General features: G+C 65.4%; 17 protein-coding genes. 2 read left to right on the top strand and 15 right to left on the bottom strand.

All coding sequences use genetic code 11. From position 1 onward, the window contains the following. The first annotated feature begins 84 nt into the window (after positions 1-84). Positions 85-3,021: a TonB-dependent receptor gene (locus tag GGR90_RS14875; protein WP_167922198.1), complete on the top strand. Its 2,937-nt coding sequence runs from the start codon at positions 85-87 to the stop codon at positions 3,019-3,021. Beyond that, positions 3,021-4,982: an Atxe2 family lasso peptide isopeptidase gene (locus GGR90_RS14870; protein WP_209023787.1), complete on the top strand. Its 1,962-nt coding sequence runs from the start codon at positions 3,021-3,023 to the stop codon at positions 4,980-4,982. The genes GGR90_RS14875 and GGR90_RS14870 overlap by 1 nt, the downstream gene beginning before the upstream one ends. Before the next feature lie 80 nt (positions 4,983-5,062). Here GGR90_RS14870 and GGR90_RS14865 read toward each other — a convergent pair whose 3' ends face one another. The 15 genes from GGR90_RS14865 to GGR90_RS14795 form a co-directional block, all read right to left on the bottom strand. After that, the gene (locus GGR90_RS14865) at positions 5,063-6,784 is read right to left on the bottom strand and encodes an asparagine synthase-related protein (protein WP_167922196.1); all 1,722 of its coding nucleotides are present in this window, start codon (positions 6,782-6,784) and stop codon (positions 5,063-5,065) included. After that, a complete protein-coding gene (locus tag GGR90_RS14860; RefSeq protein WP_167922195.1) occupies positions 6,781-7,428 on the bottom strand; it encodes a lasso peptide biosynthesis B2 protein in 648 nt (215 codons plus the stop codon). The genes GGR90_RS14865 and GGR90_RS14860 overlap by 4 nt, the downstream gene beginning before the upstream one ends. A gap of 69 nt (positions 7,429-7,497) precedes the next feature. After that, positions 7,498-7,638, bottom strand: coding sequence for a hypothetical protein (locus GGR90_RS14855; RefSeq protein WP_167922194.1), 141 nt, complete (start codon positions 7,636-7,638; stop codon positions 7,498-7,500). Between the two features lie 81 nt (positions 7,639-7,719). Beyond that, complete coding sequence (locus GGR90_RS14850) at positions 7,720-8,358, bottom strand: GntR family transcriptional regulator (RefSeq protein ID WP_167922193.1); 639 nt, start codon at positions 8,356-8,358, stop codon at positions 7,720-7,722. After that, positions 8,355-9,266, bottom strand: coding sequence for a phytanoyl-CoA dioxygenase family protein (locus tag GGR90_RS14845; RefSeq protein ID WP_167922192.1), 912 nt, complete (start codon positions 9,264-9,266; stop codon positions 8,355-8,357). Before GGR90_RS14845 ends, GGR90_RS14850 begins: the two co-directional genes overlap by 4 nt. A gap of 13 nt (positions 9,267-9,279) precedes the next feature. Further along, entirely contained in the window at positions 9,280-9,897 is a 618-nt protein-coding gene (locus tag GGR90_RS14840; protein ID WP_167922191.1) for an acyl-homoserine-lactone synthase, read from the bottom strand. Positions 9,898-9,988: 91 nt separating this feature from the next. After that, entirely contained in the window at positions 9,989-10,732 is a 744-nt protein-coding gene (locus tag GGR90_RS14835; protein ID WP_054731741.1) for a helix-turn-helix transcriptional regulator, read from the bottom strand. Positions 10,733-10,975: 243 nt separating this feature from the next. Next, positions 10,976-11,908 (bottom strand): DUF2493 domain-containing protein, encoded by a 933-nt coding sequence (locus GGR90_RS14830; RefSeq protein WP_167922190.1) that lies wholly within the window; start codon positions 11,906-11,908, stop codon positions 10,976-10,978. Between the two features lie 306 nt (positions 11,909-12,214). Continuing rightward, entirely contained in the window at positions 12,215-13,246 is a 1,032-nt protein-coding gene (locus GGR90_RS14825; protein ID WP_054731743.1) for a DUF7146 domain-containing protein, read from the bottom strand. 11 nt (positions 13,247-13,257) lie between these two features. Then, on the bottom strand, positions 13,258-17,604 hold the full coding sequence (locus GGR90_RS14820; RefSeq protein ID WP_167922189.1) for a strawberry notch-like NTP hydrolase domain-containing protein: 4,347 nt from the start codon (positions 17,602-17,604) through the stop codon (positions 13,258-13,260). Between the two features lie 91 nt (positions 17,605-17,695). Beyond that, positions 17,696-18,496, bottom strand: a complete 801-nt coding sequence (locus tag GGR90_RS14815; protein ID WP_054731744.1) for a DUF7007 domain-containing protein — start codon at positions 18,494-18,496, stop codon at positions 17,696-17,698. After that, positions 18,493-18,972 carry a hypothetical protein gene (locus GGR90_RS14810; RefSeq protein ID WP_054731745.1) on the bottom strand — a complete coding sequence of 160 codons (480 nt, stop codon included), beginning with the start codon at positions 18,970-18,972 and terminating at the stop codon, positions 18,493-18,495. The genes GGR90_RS14815 and GGR90_RS14810 overlap by 4 nt, the downstream gene beginning before the upstream one ends. Positions 18,973-19,042: 70 nt before the next feature. After that, positions 19,043-19,498, bottom strand: coding sequence for an NUDIX hydrolase (locus GGR90_RS14805; RefSeq protein WP_054731746.1), 456 nt, complete (start codon positions 19,496-19,498; stop codon positions 19,043-19,045). Between the two features lie 40 nt (positions 19,499-19,538). After that, positions 19,539-20,030: a hypothetical protein gene (locus GGR90_RS14800; RefSeq protein WP_054734083.1), complete on the bottom strand. Its 492-nt coding sequence runs from the start codon at positions 20,028-20,030 to the stop codon at positions 19,539-19,541. A gap of 150 nt (positions 20,031-20,180) precedes the next feature. After that, the gene (locus GGR90_RS14795) at positions 20,181-22,310 is read right to left on the bottom strand and encodes a ParB/RepB/Spo0J family partition protein (protein WP_167922188.1); all 2,130 of its coding nucleotides are present in this window, start codon (positions 22,308-22,310) and stop codon (positions 20,181-20,183) included. Positions 22,311-22,337 lie beyond the last annotated feature (27 nt).

Raw genomic sequence — 22,337 nt, 5'->3', positions numbered from 1 at the left:
ACCCAAGAAAAACCCATAGGGTGTTCGGAGCACCCGTCATTTTTTCCCTTCACACGGCCAAAATCGGCCGCACGGGAGGGATGAATGACGATGAAATTTTTCGCGGCCGTTCTGGCTTCGGGCGTATCGGCGACCGCACTTTACGCACCCAACGCGTGTGCGCAGACGGGCGAGCAGACATACAATATCGAGGCACAGCGCCTTAGCGACGCGCTGCGCAAATATTCGGACATTTCCGGCCGCGAGGTCATCGCGGCTTCGAGCCTGCTTGAAGGCCGACGCAGCAACCGGGTCCGCGGGCGGCTCTCTCCCGACGAAGCCCTTTCGCGGCTCCTGTCCGGCACGGGCCTGACGATTGAACTTGTCGAAGGGGCCTGGGTGCTTCGATCGGGAAACGTCGATGCGGTGGGCCTCAGTTCGACTGAGGTACCTTCGAGCGAAGCCATCATCGTTACTGGCTCGCGCATTCGCGGTGCGGGCCCCGTCGGGTCGCCGCTTATGACAATTGACCGCGATGCACTTGATCGCAGCGGCCGCGCGACACTCGCCGATTTCATCCAAACGATCCCGCAGAATTTCTCGGGCGGACCCACTGAAGCCAATATTGGAATGAGCGGTCGCGGTAACAGCCTCAGCAACATCGGTTTCGGCTCGTCGATCAACCTCCGCGGACTCGGCCCCGGCGCGACACTGACCTTGTTCGACGCTACTCGCCCATCGCTCGGCGGCGCATCGGGCGCCTTTGCCGATCTGTCGCTAGTGCCGTCCGCGGCGATTGAGCGGGTCGAAATCCTCACCGATGGCGCGTCGGCAATCTACGGGTCAGACGCAGTCGCGGGCGTCGTCAACGTCCGCTTCCGTAACCGCTTCGAAGGCGCCGAGACAAGGCTGCGCGCTGGAACCGCTGACGGCGCATATGGCGAAGTCCAGCTCAGCCAGATAGTCGGGACAGGGTGGTCCACGGGCCACGTTGTGGTCGCGGTCGAATACTACCAGCGCGGCAATCTGCCCTCGACGCAACGCGCATTTGCGACCGAGGATCTCCGGCCCTTCGGCGGCCCCGATCTCCGATCCAACTACAACAACCCCGGCACGATCGTCGCCGCCAACGGCCAACGATTCCAGATTCCGCGTGGCCAAGACGGCACCGCACTCACGCCCGCGCAACTCATCCCGAGCAGCGATTTCCAGCGCGGCGATGCTCGGCGGAACATCGACATCCTACCGAAGCAGAAGAACGCCAGCATTTATGGGAGCGCAGAACAGGCGATAGGCGAGAATTTTACGCTGTTCGCACGGGGCCTTTATGCCGACCGACGCTTCGAAGCACGTCGACGGCTCAATGGCACTATGCCGCTCACCGTCACACCGGCGAACCCTTACTATGTCGATCCCATCGGTACAGGCCAGCCGGTTACAGTCTATTATGACCCCTCGGCCGATTTTGGGCCCGAGGGCGTGCGCGGCCGCGTCCGCGCGCTCAACGCCGCGCTCGGTGCGCGGGCAGCTCTTGGCAGCTGGGAGGTGGAACTCGCGGGCGGATACGGCCTGCAGCGCGAACATTATGACGGTGTAAATCTGATCCACTTCACGCGTCTGCCTCAGGCGGCGTCGGCGGCGTCGCTCGCGACCGCGCTCAACCCTTTCGGAGACGGCGCGGTGAACGATCCAGCGCTGATCGACCGACTTCGGGGCAGCCTCGCGGTTGATACGCGCTACCGCGTGTGGACAGGCGCGTTGCGTGCCGACGGCCCGCTCTTCCAAGTCCCTGCCGGCGAAGCCAAGCTCGCGTTCGGCGCCGAATACCGCCGCGATCGACTCACATATATTCAGACAAGCGACCTCGTCGGCGCCGCGCCGCGCACCGACGGCATCCCAGGGCTCCCCGACAAGAGGGTCGTGCGTTCGCTCTATGCCGAGCTCGCACTGCCCATCTTCGATTCGAGCGGCGCGTTCCCCGGCGAACTCGCACTCTCGATCGCGGGACGCTACGAAGATTATTCGGACGTCGGCGACACAGCCAATCCAAAAGCGGGCATCCGTTGGACGCCATTCTCAGGCCTCACGCTTCGCGCTTCTTACGGCCGCTCGTTTCGCGCTCCGTTCTTCGACGAGCTCGTCGGCACTGCAAACGCCCGCTACCAAGCGATCCGTGTTGCAGACCCGGCGTCGCCTACAGGTCAGTCAGTCGTGCTCGCATTGTTCGGTTTCCGACCGGACATCGGTCCAGAGAAGGCGACGAGCTGGACCGCCGGAATGGATTTCGAACCCACGTTCCTCCCCGGCGCAAAGCTTGCGCTGACCTGGTTCAACATCGACTACCGCGGCCGCATTGCCTCGGGGTCGGCCGAGTTCCGCAACTTCCTCGTTGCGCGCGAAATCTACGCGCCGTTAATCGAGGACAATCCCGATCCCGCGACCGTTGCCGCCTACTTCGCCAATCCAAGCTTTTCGAATGCGATCGGTGCCGCACCAAGCGACGTGCGCGCAATCATTGACGTTCGCACGCGCAATCTCTCATCGTCGCGCGTCCGCGGGCTCGATTTTGACCTTGGCTACAGCCGCTCCATCGGCAACGGTCACTTGGACCTTTCCTTCGGCGGCAGCCGACTGTTCGAGATCGACAACAGGCTGATTGAAACCGCGGCACCGAACAATGTCGTCGGCACTCTCGGCAACCCGGTTAAACTGCGCTTGCGCGGACGCGCGGGCTTCACGCTCGGCGCGTTCGACGGCGGAGTCGGGATCAACCATGTCGGCAGCTATCGCAACCGAACGGTCACCCCCGAGGAACGGGTAAAATGCTGGACAACGGTCGATCTCCAGCTCGGCGCCCGGATCGCGGGCGGCGGCGATCAGGGCGGCAGATCACTCCGTCTGGCGCTCAGCATCAACAATCTCTTCGACCGCGATCCTCCCTACGCGCGCTTCCAGGCGATTGGCTCGGCGATCGGCTACGATCCCGAGCAGGCGAACGCGCTCGGGCGAACGATGGCGCTCCAGGCGGTGCTCGCATGGTAGTGTTCGCCGGCCTGCTTGCCGCGGCCGCCGCCGCCGGGCCCGACCAAGGCGTCCGTGCGCCGGTCACGACACGCGACCTCGTCGAGGTTTCGGACATCACTGCGCCGACGCTCTCGCCCGACGGTCGCCGAATAGCTTGGCGCCTGAGCCTTCCGTCGGTCGACGAAAATGTCGTGAAGCTGCGATGGCACGTCGCCGATATTGACGGACGGAGCACCCCGGTTCTCCTCGACGGCGGCGTAGCACGCCCTGACGCGAGCGGCGCCCTCGCCGAGACAGCACCTGTTTGGGATGCGGACAGCGGCGGGTTTCGTTACCTCGCGCTAAAGGACGGCGTGCAGGGTATCTGGCACTGGCGCGACGACATGCCGTTAGAACGAGAGGTCGTGGACGAAGCCGACATCACCGAATTCGGGCCGTCCGGCGATGGCCGCGAACTAAAATACAGCATCGGAGCCACGCGTTCCGCAATCGCGAAAGCCGAGTCTTCGGCATACCGCGACGGGGTTCTCGTCGACGGAAGCATCAATCTCAACCAACCGATCGCTGGCGGGGTAATAGAGGACGGCAGACGCGTGATGCGTCGGTTTTCCTCGCCCTGGTTCGACAATCGCCGCATTCTCTGGAACGTCGAGGCAACCGAAAAGACGCTCATGCCGCGCGATCCGGCGCATCGTCCTGCGCCATCCGCACCCGGACAGGGCCTCGAGAGCCGCGCCGCGAACGGCGACATTGCCGAGATCGTCGAAGAGAGGAGCGAGCAGCGACTTCGCGTCACGCGTGCAGACGGACGCGTCGTCGCCTGCGTCGCGGCGCCATGCCGGTCAGGCAAGCTTCGCGCTGTCGCATGGCGCGGCAACCACGATGCGCTCCTCCTGTTCGTGAAGGACAGCAGCGAACGAGAGACTGTCTGGCTGTGGACTGTTGGAGAATCCGAAGCGAAGCGGCTGACGGTCACCAGCGGGGCGCTCCGCGTGCCCGGCCAGCCGCCGCGCTGCGCCGTTGGTGAAGATGCACTATACTGTGCCGACGCGCAGCCGCTCGTGCCACCGCGTCTCGTTCGCACCGATTTTGCATCCGGGCGAACGCAAGTGCTGGCCGAACCCAATCGTGCGCTCGCGGCCCGGATCGCAGCGAAGGCAGAACCGATGACGTGGCCTGGCGGCTTTACCGGCTATTTTCTGAAGCCGATCGATACAAATGGCCCGCTACCAGTCGTCGTGCACTATTATACGTGCGAGGGCTTCCTGAAAGGAGGGTCGGGCGACGAGATCCCGATGCTACCACTCACCGAACATGGCATTGCGGTGCTGTGCATCGACGCGGTTCGTGCCCCGCGCGCGGCAGGGATGGAAGGCTCCTACAATCTTGCGCTCAAGACGATCGGTTCGGCACTCGACGAACTGGCAGCGCAGGGGAAGATCGACCCCTCGCGCGTCGGCATCGGCGGGCTCAGCTTCGGCTCGTCGGTCGCGCTCTGGGCGATTCGGAAGTCGAGGCGATTCGCCGCAGCCACGATCGCCTCGGGACAAATCTCGCCGCATTATTACTGGATGAATGCCCTTCCCGATCGCGGCTTCACCTCCGTCCTTGAAGAAATCTGGGGGCTCGGCCCGCCTGAAGCTACTCCCGATCGCTGGAAGACCGTCACACCCCTCTGGGACATTGAATCCCTCGCCACGCCGCTTCTGATGCAGGTCCCCGAATCCGAGGCGCAGTCAAACGTCGAGCTCCACACGCGGCTAAGGCGTGCGGGCAGGCCTGCCGAGATGGTCGTGTTTGCCGATGAACTGCACATCAAATACCAGCCCGCGCACAAGCGCGCGTCCTACGAGCGCAACCTCGACTGGTATCGCTTCTGGCTCAAGGGCGAGGAAGATGATGAGCCCGAAAAGGCCGAGCAATACCGACGCTGGCGCCACTATCGCGCGGGACAGTCCTTGCCCGTCTCCGCGCGCTAGGATCGTGCCGGGCGCACGCACCCCGGCATGCGCCCGGCACGGTCGATCGACGCGGACCAGTCTCGGCGACCGCCCGGTAATCAAGGCCTGGGTGCAGCGGTAACGGAACGCGCCCATCCTTCCATGTCCGCGATTTCGAGTATCCGTAGAATCGTGACAGGATCGGCTGCCCCGCCATCGAGCATTCCCCTCATCGCGTCCAGATCGAGGATGCCGGCGCCCGCCATCCAGCCATCTAGCAGGAAGGGCCTGAGCCGCTCGCGATGTTCGACGAACGCCGGCAGGAAAATCGACAATATGCGGCCCTTGCTACGCCGCGTGAGAACTTCGCGAGGAAGCTCAGCGCCAAAAGCGCGACGTGCCAGCGCGCGATCCCGTCCGCCCTCACCCCACTGCCAACTCGCTATCCCTAGCCCGAACTCGACGAGCGGCTGCGACAGCAAGGGCGCAATCATCGGTAGGGCCAGAGCCCGATCGTAAGCATCTACGAATGACTGCGTCAGGAACAGGCTCGTTGCATACACCCTTTGGCCTGGCGCAGCGCGGCCGGCATCGGCGGTCCAAGGGTGTGCCGGCATCGGCCCCGCGTAGCGCTGTGACAGAAGCGTGGCGTCGATCGGCCAGGCCGGCGGCGGAGTAAGTACGCGTCGCGCGGCAAAGACGAGCGCCTTCCACCTATTGTCGTGGGCCATCCGGGCGAGATCGCCAGCGGCGCGCCACGCCGCGAGCGGACCAGCGTAGCGAAGAGCATCGAGGATCGGTGCCGTCGAGGTAATATAGCCGAACACGTTATCGCCGCCAGCGCCGGTGAAAATGGCATCGGCGCCATAGGCGCGTGCGGTTTCGAGAAAAACAGCGTCGCTCGGCGCGAGCAGGCCAAAGCCGCCATGACGCACCCTGAGCCGGTCGGGCATCGCCAAGGGATCGCCGGGAGCCGGCCGCCATCGCTCGGCTAGTTCGGCGCCGAGGCGATCAGTGACCGCGCGTGCATAGGGTCGCTCGTCGCCATCCGGCTCACTCGTCGCCAATGTCATCCCGCGCCATTGCACCCCGCTACCCGCAAGGCAGGTTGCGACGATCGAGCTGTCGAGCCCCCCAGACAACTCAAGCTGAATGCGATCGAAGCGGCGCCCCCACGCCCCGGTAACGGCTCCGACAAGCTGGCGGAGTTCGTAGGCTGCGACCCGACGCGGGGGCTGAACGCTGTGGTCCCACGGCGACCAGCTACCGACCTGACGGCGGCCGGTCGCAAACTCCACGATTTCACCGGGTACAATCTCGTTGACCCCAACGATCTCGGTGGCTGGTCCACGAAAGAAGGGGTAGCGGAGCGCCGCGTCGACGCGTGCTGGATCGGGTCCGCCACGGCCGAAGCCGAGCGAATGGGCGAGGGCGAGATCGGTGAAGGCGCAGTAGCTTGCCGCGCCGCTAACGTCGATCCGCTGACCCTCATGACCACGCGTATGAAAGATCGGCGGCCCGGCGACCGGCGATCGGAGCAGATAGACCGTACCCGCCTCATCCGACCAGCAAAGTATGTAATGACCCCATAGCGACGAAAGTGCCCAGGCGCCGCGTGTTGCGACGATCTGTGCGGCCTGCTCCTCGGACAGATCTGTGCATGGAGCAAAGCCGTCGCGAAGAAAGGCCCAGCCAACCAAAGCGACCGTTCCGGCGACGGTCAGCGGAGTAGCACCGTCTCCGACAAGGCGCGCGGTTCCGACCGAAGCAAGGGGTAACAGGCCCGACGGCAGCCGCCGGAGCGCGGCAACGCCATCGACGAGGGCGAGACGCAGACTCAAAGCTTGAACACCGGCGTGTAATCCGCGGCAATATTGAGCGGGTCCGACAGGACAAGGCTATCGCTCTGGACCCAGCTGTGAGCCAGGAGCGGATCAAGCTGGACACCAAAATAGACATCTGCCGCTATGCCACGCTTCCAGAGGCAGCGGGCAAGTGCGAGGCTGTCCGGGACGCAAAGCCGGCGTGCTGGAACTGCGATCCGCGTTTCGGCGAAGCCTCGCGCGACAGAGGCGGCGCGTTCGGCATCTTCAGCAAGGCCTTCACGTCCCCCAATACCTTTGGTGCATTGCGCCCGGAGGCTGCGCCACCGCATCACTGTCTTTGCAAGGCCCGAGAAGCGAAGTGAGAACCGGGCGCGGGCGACGGACCCGATCGCTTCCAAAGATGAAACACTGCTGCTGCTGCCGTCCATTTCGAGGGCACTTGCGAGCGGTGCGGGCTGGTGGACAGGGGAGATTGCTGCTCTTGGACCGGTACAAATCAGGTGTCGGGCCATGAGCTTTTCGACCAAGGGCGACGAGTACGGCGCCTCTGAAGAACCCAGCGCGGTCAGAGCCGCAGCTTCGCGGTCGCCGAGCAACAGATAGCGGTCAGCAGCGAGATCAAGCAGAACGGCCCGGTGTCCGAGCAGTCCATAGCTCATATGAGGTGCGAGATGGTATGTCATGGCGAAGGAGCGGACGCGACGCAGGACGCCGCGTCCGCGGGGCCGTCAATCGGCGGAGATGCCGCCGCCGACGGGGATCGGGCTGAGGAGATGATCCTCGGGATAGGGCGGCGCCGGGCCGAGCGTGACGACGCTGGCAACGCCCAGTTCTTCGATGCCGTCTTCGACGGTTTCATTGCGGTTCATATGAACCTCCTCTGATGGTGCCGCGGAATTACGGCCCCTTCGAAGCTAAGGAGGGCGCGCCGTATAAGAATTTAATACGACTCATATTCTCCGAATATTATCCAGTGGCTCGGACCGCCGCCGGATCTCGGCCGCGACACGGCCGGCATATGACGCGCGGCGGCGATGGAAGCGCGTGATTTTGCTGCGTAATGCGCTCCACCGGCCGAACCGGTAATCGTCCGCCATCGCCGTGAGCGCGTCGCCCACAGACGCGTCGACGCGAGCCTCCAATATGCGGATTGTCATGCTTCGCTCGACACAATTGATGATGGAAGCGCGAAGTTCGCCATTGCTGCTGCCGATTGCAATGGTCCGGAAGAGGCCATCGAGTCCCTCAGGATAGGCCTGGTGATTCGCGAGCGAGATCAGTCCGCCGGGCAAATCGGGCCTCGGCGTCCTCCCCTTCAACGCCAGCGAAAGGAGAGCCCCCGTCCACCAATAGAGTTCGACCAAATCCGCCTCATTGAGGAGGGGCTGCCGAAACCCCTCCTGATGCCAGCTCTCGATGATCCGCTCGCCCGACAGGCGATACAGGGCATCGCGAACGGGGGTAGCGCTGGCCGCCAGCGACTTTGCGAGCTGCGCCGCCTCGAGGCGCGTACCGGGCGGATAGGTGCCCGACAGGATACGCGCCTTGAGGTCCAGATAGACCCGCTCCATCGTGGTGCCCGGGCTCATGCCGCGAGCGTCCCATCCCCGCCCGCCGATCGTTGGTCGCCGATATAGTCGGCAAGAAGAGCCTGCTGGTCGGGCCGGAGCGCATCCACGGCTGCGATCGGGTCGGGGGGATAGCCGCGGAACAGGATCGACGGACACTGACCCTCGAAGTTGCCGAGGTTCGGGCGATGCTGGACGTAGCCGGTCAAAGCCGCCAACTCAGGCGGAAAGTCCTTCGCGACGTCGGGTGGATAGGCGAGCCACTGATTCTCATAGGGTTTCAGCCAGCCAAGGCAGTAGCTGATGATGATCCCGCGCCGCACCGACGGGCTGCAATTGCCGCCGGCGCCGTGCAGCGTCGAACCCAGGAAGACGATGGCATCGCCCGGCATCGTCTCGGCTATAATGGGCTCTTCCGCCGGCTCCTCGACGAGCGCCTCGAGCCCATGGCTTTTCGGCCAGATGATCGTGGCGCCATTCTCGGCCGTGAAGGGCGTCAGCGGCCACATTACATTCACGAGATATTCGACCTCTCCGAGCGTACCCTGCCACATCTCCTGATCGCGATGCGGGAACTGCGGAAACGCTCCCGGATGCAGCTCGATCGCCTGGGCGAGATTGAGCTGGATTCGCTCGCACCAGTCGCCGAGCGCGGCTTCGGCGAGGGCGAGGATCGCCGGGTTCATGACCAGCGCGCCGACGTGCGGCGAGCGGATGAGAAGGCGGCCGAAGCGCTTGGTGCGCTCGCCATAGAAGCCGCCCTCGCAAAAGGGCGTCGCGGCGTATCGCGGATCGAGGTCGCGATCGATCGCCGCGATCAGCTCGGCGGGAACGGCTGAGCGGACGATCGCATAACCGTCTTCCTTGAGCGCCCGCATCGAGGCGGAGGGCGGCTGATGGCTCTCTGCCGCAGCAATATTGGTACTCATGGCCCCGCTCCTTTCACGCTGCATTGGCCGCGACCGGCGTCGCAGCGCTGCCCGAGACAATCCCCGCCGCCTTGAGCCTTGCGGGGGTATCGGCGTCGATCTCGATCCGCAGCGAGGTCAGCGCGCGGCCGTCATAGATGCCGGGTTCGCCGAGCGCCTTGCAGTCCCAGCCAAAGGTCCGGATCTGAGCGAACCAGTCGAGCTCGGCGACGCCGGTGTAGGAGCGGATGCCGTTGGCGAGCGCATAGTCGACGAGCCCGATGAGAAGCGTATCGCGCGCGGTGCGGCGTTGGCGCGCACCGATCCCCGGCGACAGGCAGAAGCGGGTGATCTCGAAGATGTCGGGACCGGACGGCGGGATGCCGTTAACGAGGCCGGGGAAAAGACCATCGAGAAGAGCCGGGCGCGTGGTGGGAAGGAGGCGCGCCGAGGCGAGATGCCCGCCGTCCTGATCGCCGACGATCAGATAGGTCGCGTGGGGATCGTCGAAATGATCGATCTCGAACCGGTCGGCGAGCACCGGCAGGTCCCATTTCAGAAGATCGATGAAGACGCGCTTGCGCGCCTCGAACATCGCGCGGAGCAATTGATGCTCGTGTGCGCGGTTGGAATGGTCGATTACCGAAAGCATGGATGTGTCTCCTTTTCGAAAGAGACCATCCAATTGAACCGCTTTGGGGACCCGCACCATAGCACGATCGGGGGGTGTCGACGAAAAAAGTTCAGCGCCTGGCAATATCCTCGAAGCTGAGATCGCCGGCATAAAGCGCGCGCACGGTAAGGGTGATGCCGCCATTCGCCTCATAGCGCTGCCGCGCGTTGCGAAGATGTTCGCGAACCGTGTCGGGACTGAGATCGAGGATCCGTCCGACCTTCGGAGTGCTGTTGCCCTTGGCCGAGAGGATCAGGCATTCGCGCTGCCGATCGGTCAGTCGCGGCCCGACCTGCGCGAGCTCGGGATTGGCGAGCAGGCGCGCAGCTTCGAAGGCCGGCCCACCGATCATCCGGGCGAAGAGCAGCGCTCTGTCGTTGGCCGCGATTCCCGGCGTCCAGGCGAAGGACACCGAACCATGCGCCTCCCCGGGGATGTGTGCCGGGATGGTCAGACCGTCACCGATCCCGTGCCGCTGCGCTTCGCTGAGGATCAGCTCGTCTTCAGGCCGTTCGCCCGCAAGCGGCTTCATGTTGCGCCAGAAAAAGCCCTCGAGACTGCGGTGGCTGGCGCGATGCACCGGATCGGTAAGCCCAAGGCCGCGCTCGTCGAACCAGCGGGCCCAATCCTCGGGATAGTTGTGGACGCGAACGCCCCTGTCGGGAGCCGCCAGGAAATCGACATGGTGGCTCAGCGCGAACCAGGAACAGCCCATGCGCGCACAGGCTTCCTCGAGCAGATCGGCCAGACCCGCCGCATCCTTCACCCGCGTGACGTCGAGCGCAAAAGCATGCGCAGCGTCCATCGTCGGCATTGCGACCCATGGCAGCAGACGGCAGTCGTCGCCAAGTCGGCCGACCGTCCCTGCTCCTCGTCATGGCCTGCGAGCGATGCCCTCTCAATGGGCCGTCCCGCCGGCGACGGGCGATCGCCGCTGGTCATAGCGATCTACAGTGATGTAAATTTGCGGATGTTACGAATATATTTCAATTATATTCGGGAGATAGAACCAGATTGGGGCCATTTTGCCGAAAGCCTCCGAATGCCCCGACGGCCGTCATCGGCCCCGCTTGCGAAAATCCCAGACGGGAAGGCCGATCTTCGCAGCCTTGTCGGCGAGATTGTCCTGGATTCCCGTGCCGGGGAAGACGATGACCCCGACCGGCAGTGCTTCGAGCATCCGGTCGTTGCGCTTGAACGGCGCGGATTTGCCGTGCCGGCTCCAGTCGGGCCGAAATGCCACCTGCGTCACCTTGCGGGTTTCGGCCCAGCAGGCGGCGATGCGTTCGGCCCCCGTCGGCGTAGCCCCATGGAGCAGGATCATATCGGGATGACGGTCGCGTGCGCGATCGAGAGCATCCCAGATCGCCCGGTGATCGTCGATGTCGGCGCCGCCGGTGAACAATATGCGCGTGCCCTCGGGGAGGAGCGCAGCCGCTTTCTGACGCAACCGCGCGTCGAGAAAATCGCGGCCGTCGATCAGTGCCGCGGTCATCGACCGGTGCTGCGCCCGCGATCCGCTGCGGGGTGCCCAGGCTTTCCGACAATGGATCCGGAACTGCTCGGCGGCCCCCTCGCGGAAGAATTCCATCGTGTCTCGGCGTTCGATCAGCGAAATTCCTTCGCGCGTGGCCCGCTCAAGCTCGACCGAGCGTATCTCGCTGCCGTCCTGCTCGCGCTGGAGCCGCCGTTGCAGCTGCTCATTGTCGTCCAGCGCGCGTTCGACACGGTCGCCGGCGCGGTGGAAGAGGTTGACGAGGTTCCAGAGGAGGTCGTCGAGGTCAGGTTCGATACGCGTTTCCGCGAGGCAGCCCGCCAGCGCGTCGAACATATCAGCAATCGCGCCGCCGGCGAGGCGAGCGTCGGGAAGCGGCCTCGGATCGGGTTCGTCCTCGAAGGGTCGGTGACCGAAGAGCTGCATTTCCTGGAGGAGATAGGCAGTCGTGCCGGGTTCGGCGGGTTGGTCTTGGGAGGTGGCATCGCCGTGCATCTTGGGTCTCCGTCTGTCTGAGCCGCGCCTCGCGCGGCCTTCGTGGCGACGGCTCGCGGCATTCGGGGCGGGACCGCATCGCGGCTTGCCGCGACTGGAGCGCAGCGGAGGATGGCGGGCGCGCGGCTATTTTGCCTCGCGATGCAAAGGGGCCGCGTGGCCCCGGCGGAAAATAGCCGCGCGCCCGCCATTGCGGTGCTGCCCTGCATGCCGCAGTCGCCCTCTAACGAAGGCCGGGGCGCGCCTGCAGCGGAAAGCTAGCGCAGCTCCCGCCATCTCCTGCCCGTCCCGGCGATCCCGACGCGCTCAGAGATATTCCGTGCGATCGGCGGACATAAGCTGACCGCGAAGCGAAGCCGCCATCGCGCTTCGGCCCAGCGCTCGCAGATCGCCGTTGAAGTCGCCATGCTGCGGTTCGAGCGGGCAGACCTCGATACCGCATTCCGACGCACGCTCGCCGAGCTTCGCCAAAGCGGTGTCGCCGGCGGGATCATCGTCGCGCGCAACATAGAGTCGCTTGAGACGCTCCGGAAAAGCGATGGCGGCAAGATGCGCTCCCGATAGACCGGCGATCATCGGCAGGGTCGGCATTACCTGCCGCAGCGAGAGGATGGTCTCAAGGCCCTCGCCCGCTGCCATGACCGCGCCCGAGGCACCGAAGCGGACGCCATTGCCGAGGAGATGACCCATAGCCCGACGGGGATAGGCGACCGGCGCTTTGTCTTTGGTGTCGGGATCGAGCCAGGTCCTATGCACGCCTGTGACGATCCCGGCGAGGTCAGTGACAGCCGCGATTATCGCCGGCCACGCCGGCCGCCCTTGGGGCGCGTCATCGCTGGACGGCCGGTAAAAGCAGTGCGGGTGGAATCGCACGGGATCCCCGGCATGAAAATCGGTGATCAATCGGCCAGCGAGATAGGCCTCGCCGAGACTGCCCCTGAGCGGTTTTGTAGCAGCCAGCAGCCTTCGCGCCGATTCCCGCGAACCCCTCCGCGCCTTGGTCGGTGCCGGGTTTCGTGGTCCCTCAAGTGATGGCGGCAGACTGAGAAAGCGCCGCGCTTCGTCCAATGTTTCGCGAAAGCCCGTGTGACCACAGCTCGCGGCGATGATGTCGAGAAGGTCGCCATGGTCGCCGCTCGCGGCATCGGTCCATTTTCCCGGAGCGCCGCCATCGCCGTTGACGGCAAGCCGTACATAGAGACTGCGGCCCGGGGTATTGCGGACGTCGCCGACCATCCAATACTGGCCTTCGCGTCGGCCGTTGGAAAGATAGCGTCGGCACACCGCCTCGGCAATTTCTCCGAGACGGCGCGCGATATCTGATGCTGAACTGGTCATGCGGGGCTCCTTCAGGCGGCCTTGCGATCCTGAACCCGCTGGATCGGAAACCGATCGACGAGCGCAGCGAACACGTCGGCGCCAGCAGCCCCTGCCGGCACGTAGAGCTTCAGTTGCCACGAGACGATCTCAGAAATCAAGCCGATCGTCTTCAGGCGCTCGACCCCTAGATCGTTGAATCCCGAAAGCTCGATCCGCCAGTCGTTCATGGCGCGAACTCGCCGCAGCGTCTGGCCTTCGGCAAGCGACAGCGAGATGTCGCCAGCCAGGAGCATTCGCCAAGCTTCGGGTACGGCAAGCCGTCCCGGCGCATCGCCGGTGACGCTCGCCGCCCATGCGGGAGAGACCTTGCGCCCGATGATCCGCTCGCCGCCATCGGACTGCAGGCGATACACCCGTGTCGATTCCTTGGGCAGGCGTTTCCAGATCGGGAGCAGCAACCCCGCGACGATATGAAGCGTCGACATCTCATGGCTTGGAAGCTCGGCGAGTTCGCCATCCCACGCCGAGCCGAATGCCTCGGCGTCGACCGCCTGCCAGTGCGAATGCTCGAAATCCTCGGCGAGCATATGCATCTTCTCGAGCGGGCGCTGGAGAGCCACGCGCCGATGAACGGCGCCATCGTCGTCGATCAGGCTGCGCGCGCGAAGCTGCACCGCGGCCCGGCCCGAGCGGGCGTTGACGACGAGCTGACCGCCCCATGACGTGACAAGCTCCAGCGCGTCCGCGCGGAGAAGCGGCGCGACGCGGTCCTTGCGCTCGATCGTGAGCAACTGGGTCACGGCCCCGGTGCCGGGATGCGTGTAGATCGTCTCGCGTCCGGTCACGAGGAAGCTCTCTGCCCGCAGCGTCTCGAGTCCCATCTCGTATGTCCCCGACACGATCGCTCCCTCGATCCGACTTGCGAGCAGGCCCTCGAAGGTCTCGAAGAGGATGTTCTGGAGGCCGATCGTCAGCGCGAGCATGCGGTTGAGGAACGTCGTGATCGACGGCAGCTCGTCCTTGAGGCCGCAGTCGTCGACCAACGACAGCCCCGTCGCTGCCTCGAAGGCGAGCAGTGAGCAGCCCTCGACCTTGCCGTCGGCGAGCAACTGGTAGAGCTGGCGCAGAGCGTCGCGCGCATAGGAGGATTCCAGATTGTCCTGCGGACGGAACATGTTCTGACCGCCCGTCTGCCGCTGGCCGCGCGTAATAGCGCCCAAGGTGTCGAGACGCCGTGCGATTGTCGAAATGAAACGTTTCTGCGCCTTCACATCGGTCGAGACGGGACGGAAAAGCGGCGGCTGCTTCTGGTTCGTGCGGTTGGTGCGCCCGAAGCCCTGGATCGCGGTGTCGGCCTTCCAGCCGGGTTCGAGCAGATAGTGAATGCGCCGCCGCTGATTCTTGACCCCCAGGTCAGCATGATAGGATCGCCCCGTGCCGCCTGCCTCCGAGAAGATAAGGATGCGCTTCTCATCGTCCATGAAGGCGTGGGTCTCGCCGAGATTGGCGCCGCCGGGCCGGTTCTGGGCCGCAAAGCGCGTCGAGCCGTCGCCCGCCTTGACCGGCACGATGCGCCGCGAGCGCCCGGTCACTTCGGCGACCACGTCGGTCCCGAAATGCTGGACGATCTGGTCGAGCGCCCCCGGCACCGGCGGCAGCGATGCAAGCTTTTCGATCATCGCATCGCGCCTGCGGCAGGCCTCGCGATTGACGATAGGATTGCCGTCGCCGTCGAACGCGGCGCGCGACGCGAGATTGCCTTCGCTGTCGGTGCAGGGCTCGTAAAGCTGGACCGGAAAGCTGTGCGCAAGATAGTCGAGGACATATTCGCGCGGCGTAATGTCGACCGACACATCGCCCCATTCCTCGGTCGGGATCTCGGCAAGCCGACGCTCCTGCAGCGCCTCGCCGGTCGAGACGATCTGCACCACCGCGGCATGCCCCGCCTCGAGATCGCCCGCGATGCTCGCGATCGTGCTCGGCGTCTGCATCGCGGTGATGAGATGGTTGAAGAAGCGCTGCTTGGTGCTCTCGAAAGCCGAGCGGGCCGCCGACTTCGCCTGCGCGTTGAGCGTGCCGTGGAGCGAACTCGTCACGCCGGCAGCCTCCATCGCAGCATCCAGATTGTTGTGGATGACCTGGAAGGCCCCCGCATAGCTGTCGTAGATGCGCCGCTGCTCATCGGTCAGCGCATGCTCGAGCAGCTCATATTCGACGCCATCGAACGAAAGCGACCGCGCCGCATAGAGACCGAGCGCCTTCAGGTCGCGCGCGAGTACCTCCATCGCCGCGACCCCGCCGTCCTCGATCGCCGCCACGAATTCGCTTCGCGACGCGAAGGGGAAGTCGGTGCCGCTCCAGAGACCCAGGCGCTGCGCATAGGCAAGGTTCTGGACCGTTGTTGCGCCGGTCGCCGACACATAGACGATGCGCGCATCGGGGAGCGCATGCTGAAGTCGCAGACCGGCACGCCCCTGTTGCGACGGTTTCTGTTCACCGCGCGCCCCCTTGCCGCCGGCGGCATTCGCCATCGCATGCGCCTCGTCGAAAACGATCACCCCGTCGAAATCGCGGCCCAGCCATTCGACGATCTGCTCGACGCGGCTCGCCTTGCCCTCGCGCGCCTGGCTGCGCAGCGTTGCGTATGTGGTGAACAGGATGCCTTCGGCGAGCTTGATCGGCGTGCCCTGACGCAAACGCGAGAGCGGCGTCACGAGCAGCCGTTCCTGCCCGAGCGCCGACCAGTCGCGCTGTGCATCTTCGAGCAGCCGGTCCGACACCGACAGCCAGACGGCGCGGCGCCGACCCTTGAGCCAATTGTCGAGAATGATCCCCGCGACTTGCCGCCCTTTGCCGGCACCGGTGCCGTCGCCGAGGAACCAGCCGCGCCGGAAGCGAACCGCCTCGTCATTGTCATCGCTGACCGCGGACAGCATGTCCCAGGTTTCGTCGACCATCCAGGCGCCCGAAAGATGACCGCCATGGGCTTCACCCGCAAAGATCACCGATTCCAGCTGCGCGTCAGAGAGGATGCCTCCCGTCACCAGCCGCGCGGGAAGATGTGGCCGATAGGAGGGTTTCGGCGGCGCGACCGATGCCATTGCTGCTGACTGCACAAGCGCGGTCGGATGCGGGTGTGCGCCCTCGATAGAGAGAGACTGCAGCGCATAGGGTTCGTATATCGTGTCGCCAAGGCGGCCTTCGGGCGCCTTCCAGTCGCGCGTCACATAGGCAAGTTCGGGCGGCGCTTCGTGCGCCGGACGCTCGAAGACAGGGGCCGCCGGAGCTGCGGCGGCCGCGCGCCCAAAGCCGGGCATCGCCGACCGGGATGATGTTGCCGTCGCCGCCGGTGGCGGCTCTGACGGACCCGGCCGGTGGGGCACATCGCTTTCGACCCATGCGAGGAGCGAAGCGAGGTCGGGCGTCTCACCACGGCTCGGGACAAGCAAGGCCGGGTCGCTCGCCGGAACCTTGTCGAACACCAGCAGACGCGTGCTCGTCGTGGTTCCGTGCTTCGCATAGACCTTTCCGGCAATGGCCGCCGAGAAGCGAAGCGTGCCATGCTCCTGCAAGCGCATAAAGGCGTCGCGCCAGGCGGGCGCCTCGGGGGCGCAGTTTGCGCCGACAATGGCAACCAGCCGCCCGCCATCGCGCAGCCGGGCGAGCGCCGAGGCGATATGTCGGAGCGCGGCATCGCGCATCGGACGGTCGACGCTCGCGACGGCCGAGAAGGGCGGGTTCATGAGGATGATGTCGGGGCGGACACTCTGGTCCAGCCGGTCGTCGATCGAAGCGGCATCGTGTCGCGTGACGCCGACGGCCGGAAACAGCAGGTCGAGGAATTCAGCGCGGCCGGCATCGAGCTCGTTGAGCGCGAGCTTGGCGCCCGCCAGCTCAGCGTGAATCGCCAGCATGCCGGTGCCGGCGGAAGGCTCGAAAACAAGATCGCCTGCGACGATCGAAGCGGCGTGAGCCGCGACATAAGCGAGCGGGAGCGGCGTCGAAAATTGCTGGAGCGCCTGTCCGGTCTCCGACCGGCGCGTGTGCGTGGGCACGCGCCGCGCGATCCGCTCCCACATCGTCAGGCGGTGCTGGGATGAGCCGGCCCGGCTCATCAGCGCGCGGCCATAGGCGCGCAGCAGGAGGATCTGCGCACCCTCGCACGCGTCATAAGCCGCCTTCCAGTCCCAGCCGCCCTCGGCATCGGTGGCGCCAAAGGCAGAGATCATCGCGGCGCGAAGCTGGCCCGTGTCGAAGGGCTGCCCGGCCTCGAGAAGCGGCAGGATAGTTTCGGCGGCAGCGAGGAGGCGCGGGGCGGCGGACGAAGGCGCGTGCACCGCGGCGCCTTGCGCCGCGCGGGAAGGAAGGAATTGCATGTGGGAATCCTCGAGAGAGCGGGACGGGGCGAGCCGCCCGGCGCTCTCTCTAGGCCCGGCGGTTCCCCCGTCCCGGCCCCGCCTCTCCCTCTCAATCCGCGCGAAAATGCCTCGAAAGATCTATCACAAAGCCGTGCCTGCCTCGCTCATACTCGCCGCCCGGGATCAGAAAGTTGCGCGTGGGGGCAGCGCCGCGCTTGCCGCCGCGCGACGCGATGCCGATGACGTCGCCCGGATGCGCCTTCGACTGGGTCGCTGCAATCACGATCCAGTCTTCTGCGTGATCGCGCTCGAATCCTTCGCGATCGCGCGCGAAGGATTCGGCGCGCTCGAGCTGCGGGCCGTGAAAGCCCTCCCAGGCATCGGGGAGCCAGTCGCGCAGCGTCTTGTCCGCCGACGCCCTTTCCTTGTCGGTGAAGAGGTCGGGATAGCCGGTGGCGACCAGCGCCCAGTCGCAATCCTCTTCGTACCAGCCGTCCTGCAGCCGAAGGGCGGGAGGCATCGCGGCATTGCGCAACTGTTCGAGGAAGAAGCCGCCGTGGCTCGCCGTGTCGAAACAGATGATGCCTTCGCCGTAGCGCGTCGCGAGCTGCGAGGGGCCCCATGGCGTCGACATCAGGAGGTCGATGCGCGTTCGGCTCAGCGCAGCGCGTTGACGGAAGTGCAACATGCAATCTTCGACATGTGCGCGGAAGCTGGCTTCGTCGGCGACCTGTCCGTCGAAGCCGAAGCCATCGGCGGCCGACCATTGCGAGATCGGTTTCGATCGCGTCGAGGCGGTCGCGAGGCGGTAGCCGTCACGGATCGGGATCGCGATCAGCGCGAGATAGTCGACCCGCGCCGCCCAATGGCCGTCGGCGGTGGTGCCATATTCGGCGACCATATCGCTCATGCCGCCGCCCTCCCGCGAAACAGCGGACGGTTGGGGGCGTCGGGATCATCGACCAGCTCGATGCGCGCGTTATGATAGCGATGCTCGCCGAGCCACGCCTGCGCCGCCGCCTCGTCGGCAGCGAGGTGACGCAGTTCGTCGCCCTCGCCGATGACCGTGAGCACCCGGGCCATGCCGGGTCGCGGGCGCTCGACGATCTCGAAATCGAGCCGGCTCACGACCGAATAAATGCGGCGCACGACGAGGATCTGGACGCCGCCGCTGCTGTATGTCGCCAGATGCAGCGCGAAGGTCGGCGGCGACGAGTAGGTCGTGCTCTCGCATCCGGGACGATATTCGATGAGCGTCCCGGTGCCGTTGTCATTCTCCCACGCCTTGACCTTGCGGGTGCAACGATCGGGCGGACGCGGCTCGCCGTTGGAGAAGCGGATCTTGGCGCCGAGCGGCGCATGGCAATAGATATCCATCGGTGACATTTCGGGTTTCCTGATAAAGGAAAGCCCGGCGCTGCGGCCGGGCTCTAAGTTGGGGGTGGGAAAGGTTCTGTCAGCCAGGCGGTGGGCCGAGCGACAGCGCGGCGATCGCCTCTTCGAGGAAGCTGGCGGTCGACATGCTGACCATCCCGGACTTGCTGATCAGAGTGGCGGCGCCGCCAAAGCCGTCAGGACGCATCGTCGAACAGCTCCACGCTGTCTCGATTTCGATGTAGTCGAGCGCCGAGCGCTTCACGACATCCTCAAAGATGCCCTCGAAGCTGAGCATGGACATGTCCACCTCGAACTCCGCCGCTTCCGGATCGAGCTTTTCCAGCGCCTCGCGGACGACATCGGTGACGCTGCTCGCGATGCTTTCCTCGGCTGCGATCATCCGCTTCACTTCGGCGACGTCCAGCAAGACGAAGTCGCTCACACCGTCAGAGGCCGAGAAATAGACGTCCTCGCCGACGGGCTCCGCGTCGAACATCCTCGCGAGAATGACATATTCAAGCTCGGTCATCGCCATCTTCGGGATGTCGGGGCGAACGACGATTTGAGAGAAATAGTCAGCCATGACGGTCGCTCCCCTCGTCCGCAGCCGCTGCTGGCTCGGGATCGCCCTCGACAATCAGCGGCGGCACTTCGAACTCCGCCTCGTCGAAATAGGCGAGGATCGCCTCGATGCTGTCGCGGTCAGCGACGAGATGCCGGTCGATCATCACACGGTCATTCTCATCGACCATGTAAGAGTGGGGTTCGCCTTCGGCCCGGAAGACGATACGCTCGGCGCTCCATTCCCCGGGATAGCCGCCCGACCAGCGGGCGTACGGCAGCCCATGCTCGGCACAGAAGGTTTCGAGCGGCTCGACGCGGCCCCACGCGACCTCGTGCGCGAAGAGCGACAGGGCTTCGCCGATCTCGCGATGACCCGGCTCGAAAGCGGGCCCGTCCCACTCGGTGGAGAGATCTTCGGCGGCGACGATCTCGGCGAGCACCGCGTAGGTGTCCGCGCTCACGCGCCCGCCGATCGTGATCGAGATGGAAACGCGATCAGCCATGATGCCCTCCATCGACAGGGGCTGGGAGTGCCGATCCGATTGCATTGTTCAGCTTGTCCATTTTCAGTCTCCGAAAAGCCGAAAGCCCGGCGCGACGGCCGGGCTTTCGGGAGTTTCATTTCAAGGGTGAGCCGCACAGCGCGGCCCGCGTCATTCGGCGGCGATCTCGTCGGCACTTCCATCGTAGTCGGCGGCGTCGCTGACATCGTCGGCGAGACCGGGCGGCAGCGCGTCTGCCCCATCGTCATTCGCGGCCGGCGACGGCGTGGCCCCTTCCTCGTCCGGCGTGCGCAGCGGCTCGGGCAGCCAGTTCGTCTCTTCGAGCAGCCGTTCGGCTTCGCGGGCCATGTCCGCCTTTTTCAGATGGTCGATCATCCCGGCAAACTGCTCGCCGCGCGCTTCGGTAACATCGGCGAGCAGCCGCGGCTTGGGCACGCTTTTGAAGTAGCCGTCGGCAGTCGGCCGCCAGCCAGCCGCGATGAGATCGAGACCCACCGCGCGCGCGAGTACGTGGCTGTGCACGATGCGCCGCGCGACGGTATGCGACGAGATGCGCCCATTGTCGTACTTGGGCACGATCTCAGCCTGCGCGTTGACACCGAGCGACGCGCAATGCGCGAAGAGGCTCGCCTGCTCATCGTCGTCCAGTGTCAGGAGCCAGTCCCAGGCATCGCGATCGGTCTTCGGCATCCGCGCGCGCCACGCCTCATGGCGTTCGGCGATCGCCCGTCCGGGCGGACAGTCGCGAAGGCCCGCTGGCGCGTTCGAGAAGGCAACGCCGTTCACATGAACCTGCACGCAGCCCTCGCGGCTGTATCCGAAGAAGCAGGAAACGACGAAAGCGTGAAGCACCGCGGCGAAGGCGGTCGAGGGACAGCGCGCGACGGCGTCTTGGAGCGCAAGCGTGCGCCACGCCGTCAGATCCGAGACGAGCCGATCGGACATCGGCTTGAGCCCGGCGTCCTCTTCCTCGTCGCCGCTTGCAGCATCGCCGTCCTGTCCGGCAGCGCCATCGACCCCTGGCGCCGTGTGTTCCGCGCCGTTAGCGGCGGCGTCGGCGTCCGCGCCGGGACCGTCCTCGCCCTCCGCCTCGGGTTCGTCTTCGGGACGCACGAAGCCGCGCTCGACACGCAGCGAGCCGTCATGCTCGATCGAGACGAAAACGCCGGCGATTGGCAGTTCCGCGGGATCGAAGATCTGCGGCCGCTCGCTGATCGCGCCGATCTCGGCATCGATCGCCTCGAGCTTGGCGTGGATCTCGTCGGGGACCTCGTCGGCGTCGCTCCATTCGTCGCTGAGATCTTCCGCATCGGCCTCGAGCATTGTCAGGCGTTCCTGCTCGGCGTCGCTGATCGGCACTTCCTCGCCGACGATCCGGCGCATGTCGCGGCCTGCGTGCCACGGGATCTCAATCGCGGCTTCGACCCATTTCCAGCCCTCGCCGCCGATGCGTTCGGCCTCAGCCGCGAGCTTTTCGTCGACGAGGCGGTCGAGCAGCGCCGGATCGGTGAGCCAGCCGCCGTCGTCGCGCTCGAACAGGTCGCGGATCACGCTCCCGCCCGCCGCGACATAGGCATCGACGGTCACGAAGCGGACCCGCTTGTCGACCGCGCGGACGCTGTTCTCGGTCAGCTTCTGGCGGATGAAGGCGGGCGAGGTGTTGTAGCTCGACCGCAGCATCTCGAACACCTGCTCCTGGCGGCCATGATCGTTCGACACCGTGAAGGCCATGAGCTGATCGAGGCTCACGCCGTCCTCGGCGTAGACTTCGTGCAACGTGGGCGAGACCGAGGCGAGTTTCAGCCGCTGCCGGACAACGGCCGGCGTCACGAAGCTGTTCGCCGCGATCGTCTCGATATCCTCACCCTTGTCGGCCATCGCCTGCATCGCGCGAAACTGATCGAGCGGATGGAGTGCTTCGCGCCGCGCGTTTTCGGCGTAGCTGTCGTCTTCTGCCAGAATGGTGCGACCGACCGGTTGGACGATGCAGGGAATCAGCGCGTCTTTCGCGAGCCGCTTCTGCGTCACGAGCAATTCGAGCGCGCGAAAGCGCCGGCCCCCGGCCGGAACTTCGAACAGGCCCGTTTCCTTGCCGTCCGCATCAAGCATCGGCCGCACGTTGAGGCTCTGGAGAAGCCCCAAGCGAGCGATGTCTTCCGCAAGCTCGGGGATCGTTTCGCCGGACTTCGTCCGGCGGACGTTGGATTGGGAAAGCCTCAGCTTGTCGAAGGGAAGGTCCCTTGAAGGGCTGAGGGTGATTTTCGGTTGTGCTCTGGCCATTTGCCATCTCCGTGGCGAGCGCCGCGA

It is taken from the genome of Sphingopyxis italica, assembly GCF_011926545.1.
Lineage (GTDB): Bacteria > Pseudomonadota > Alphaproteobacteria > Sphingomonadales > Sphingomonadaceae > Sphingopyxis > Sphingopyxis italica.
This window is presented reverse-complemented; position numbering and strand designations above follow the sequence as displayed.

Coding starts and splice junctions, on each gene's coding strand:
- GGR90_RS14875 (WP_167922198.1), top strand. CDS start 85: ATGACGATGAAATTTTTCGCGGCCGTTCTGGCTTCGGGCGTATCGGCG.
- GGR90_RS14860 (WP_167922195.1), bottom strand. CDS start 7,428: ATGAGCTATGGACTGCTCGGACACCGGGCCGTTCTGCTTGATCTCGCT.
- GGR90_RS14855 (WP_167922194.1), bottom strand. CDS start 7,638: ATGAACCGCAATGAAACCGTCGAAGACGGCATCGAAGAACTGGGCGTT.
- GGR90_RS14850 (WP_167922193.1), bottom strand. CDS start 8,358: ATGAGCCCGGGCACCACGATGGAGCGGGTCTATCTGGACCTCAAGGCG.
- GGR90_RS14845 (WP_167922192.1), bottom strand. CDS start 9,266: ATGAGTACCAATATTGCTGCGGCAGAGAGCCATCAGCCGCCCTCCGCC.
- GGR90_RS14840 (WP_167922191.1), bottom strand. CDS start 9,897: ATGCTTTCGGTAATCGACCATTCCAACCGCGCACACGAGCATCAATTG.
- GGR90_RS14835 (WP_054731741.1), bottom strand. CDS start 10,732: ATGCCGACGATGGACGCTGCGCATGCTTTTGCGCTCGACGTCACGCGG.
- GGR90_RS14830 (WP_167922190.1), bottom strand. CDS start 11,908: ATGCACGGCGATGCCACCTCCCAAGACCAACCCGCCGAACCCGGCACG.
- GGR90_RS14825 (WP_054731743.1), bottom strand. CDS start 13,246: ATGACCAGTTCAGCATCAGATATCGCGCGCCGTCTCGGAGAAATTGCC.
- GGR90_RS14820 (WP_167922189.1), bottom strand. CDS start 17,604: ATGCAATTCCTTCCTTCCCGCGCGGCGCAAGGCGCCGCGGTGCACGCG.
- GGR90_RS14815 (WP_054731744.1), bottom strand. CDS start 18,496: ATGAGCGATATGGTCGCCGAATATGGCACCACCGCCGACGGCCATTGG.
- GGR90_RS14810 (WP_054731745.1), bottom strand. CDS start 18,972: ATGTCACCGATGGATATCTATTGCCATGCGCCGCTCGGCGCCAAGATC.
- GGR90_RS14805 (WP_054731746.1), bottom strand. CDS start 19,498: ATGGCGATGACCGAGCTTGAATATGTCATTCTCGCGAGGATGTTCGAC.
- GGR90_RS14800 (WP_054734083.1), bottom strand. CDS start 20,030: ATGGCTGATCGCGTTTCCATCTCGATCACGATCGGCGGGCGCGTGAGC.
- GGR90_RS14795 (WP_167922188.1), bottom strand. CDS start 22,310: ATGGCCAGAGCACAACCGAAAATCACCCTCAGCCCTTCAAGGGACCTT.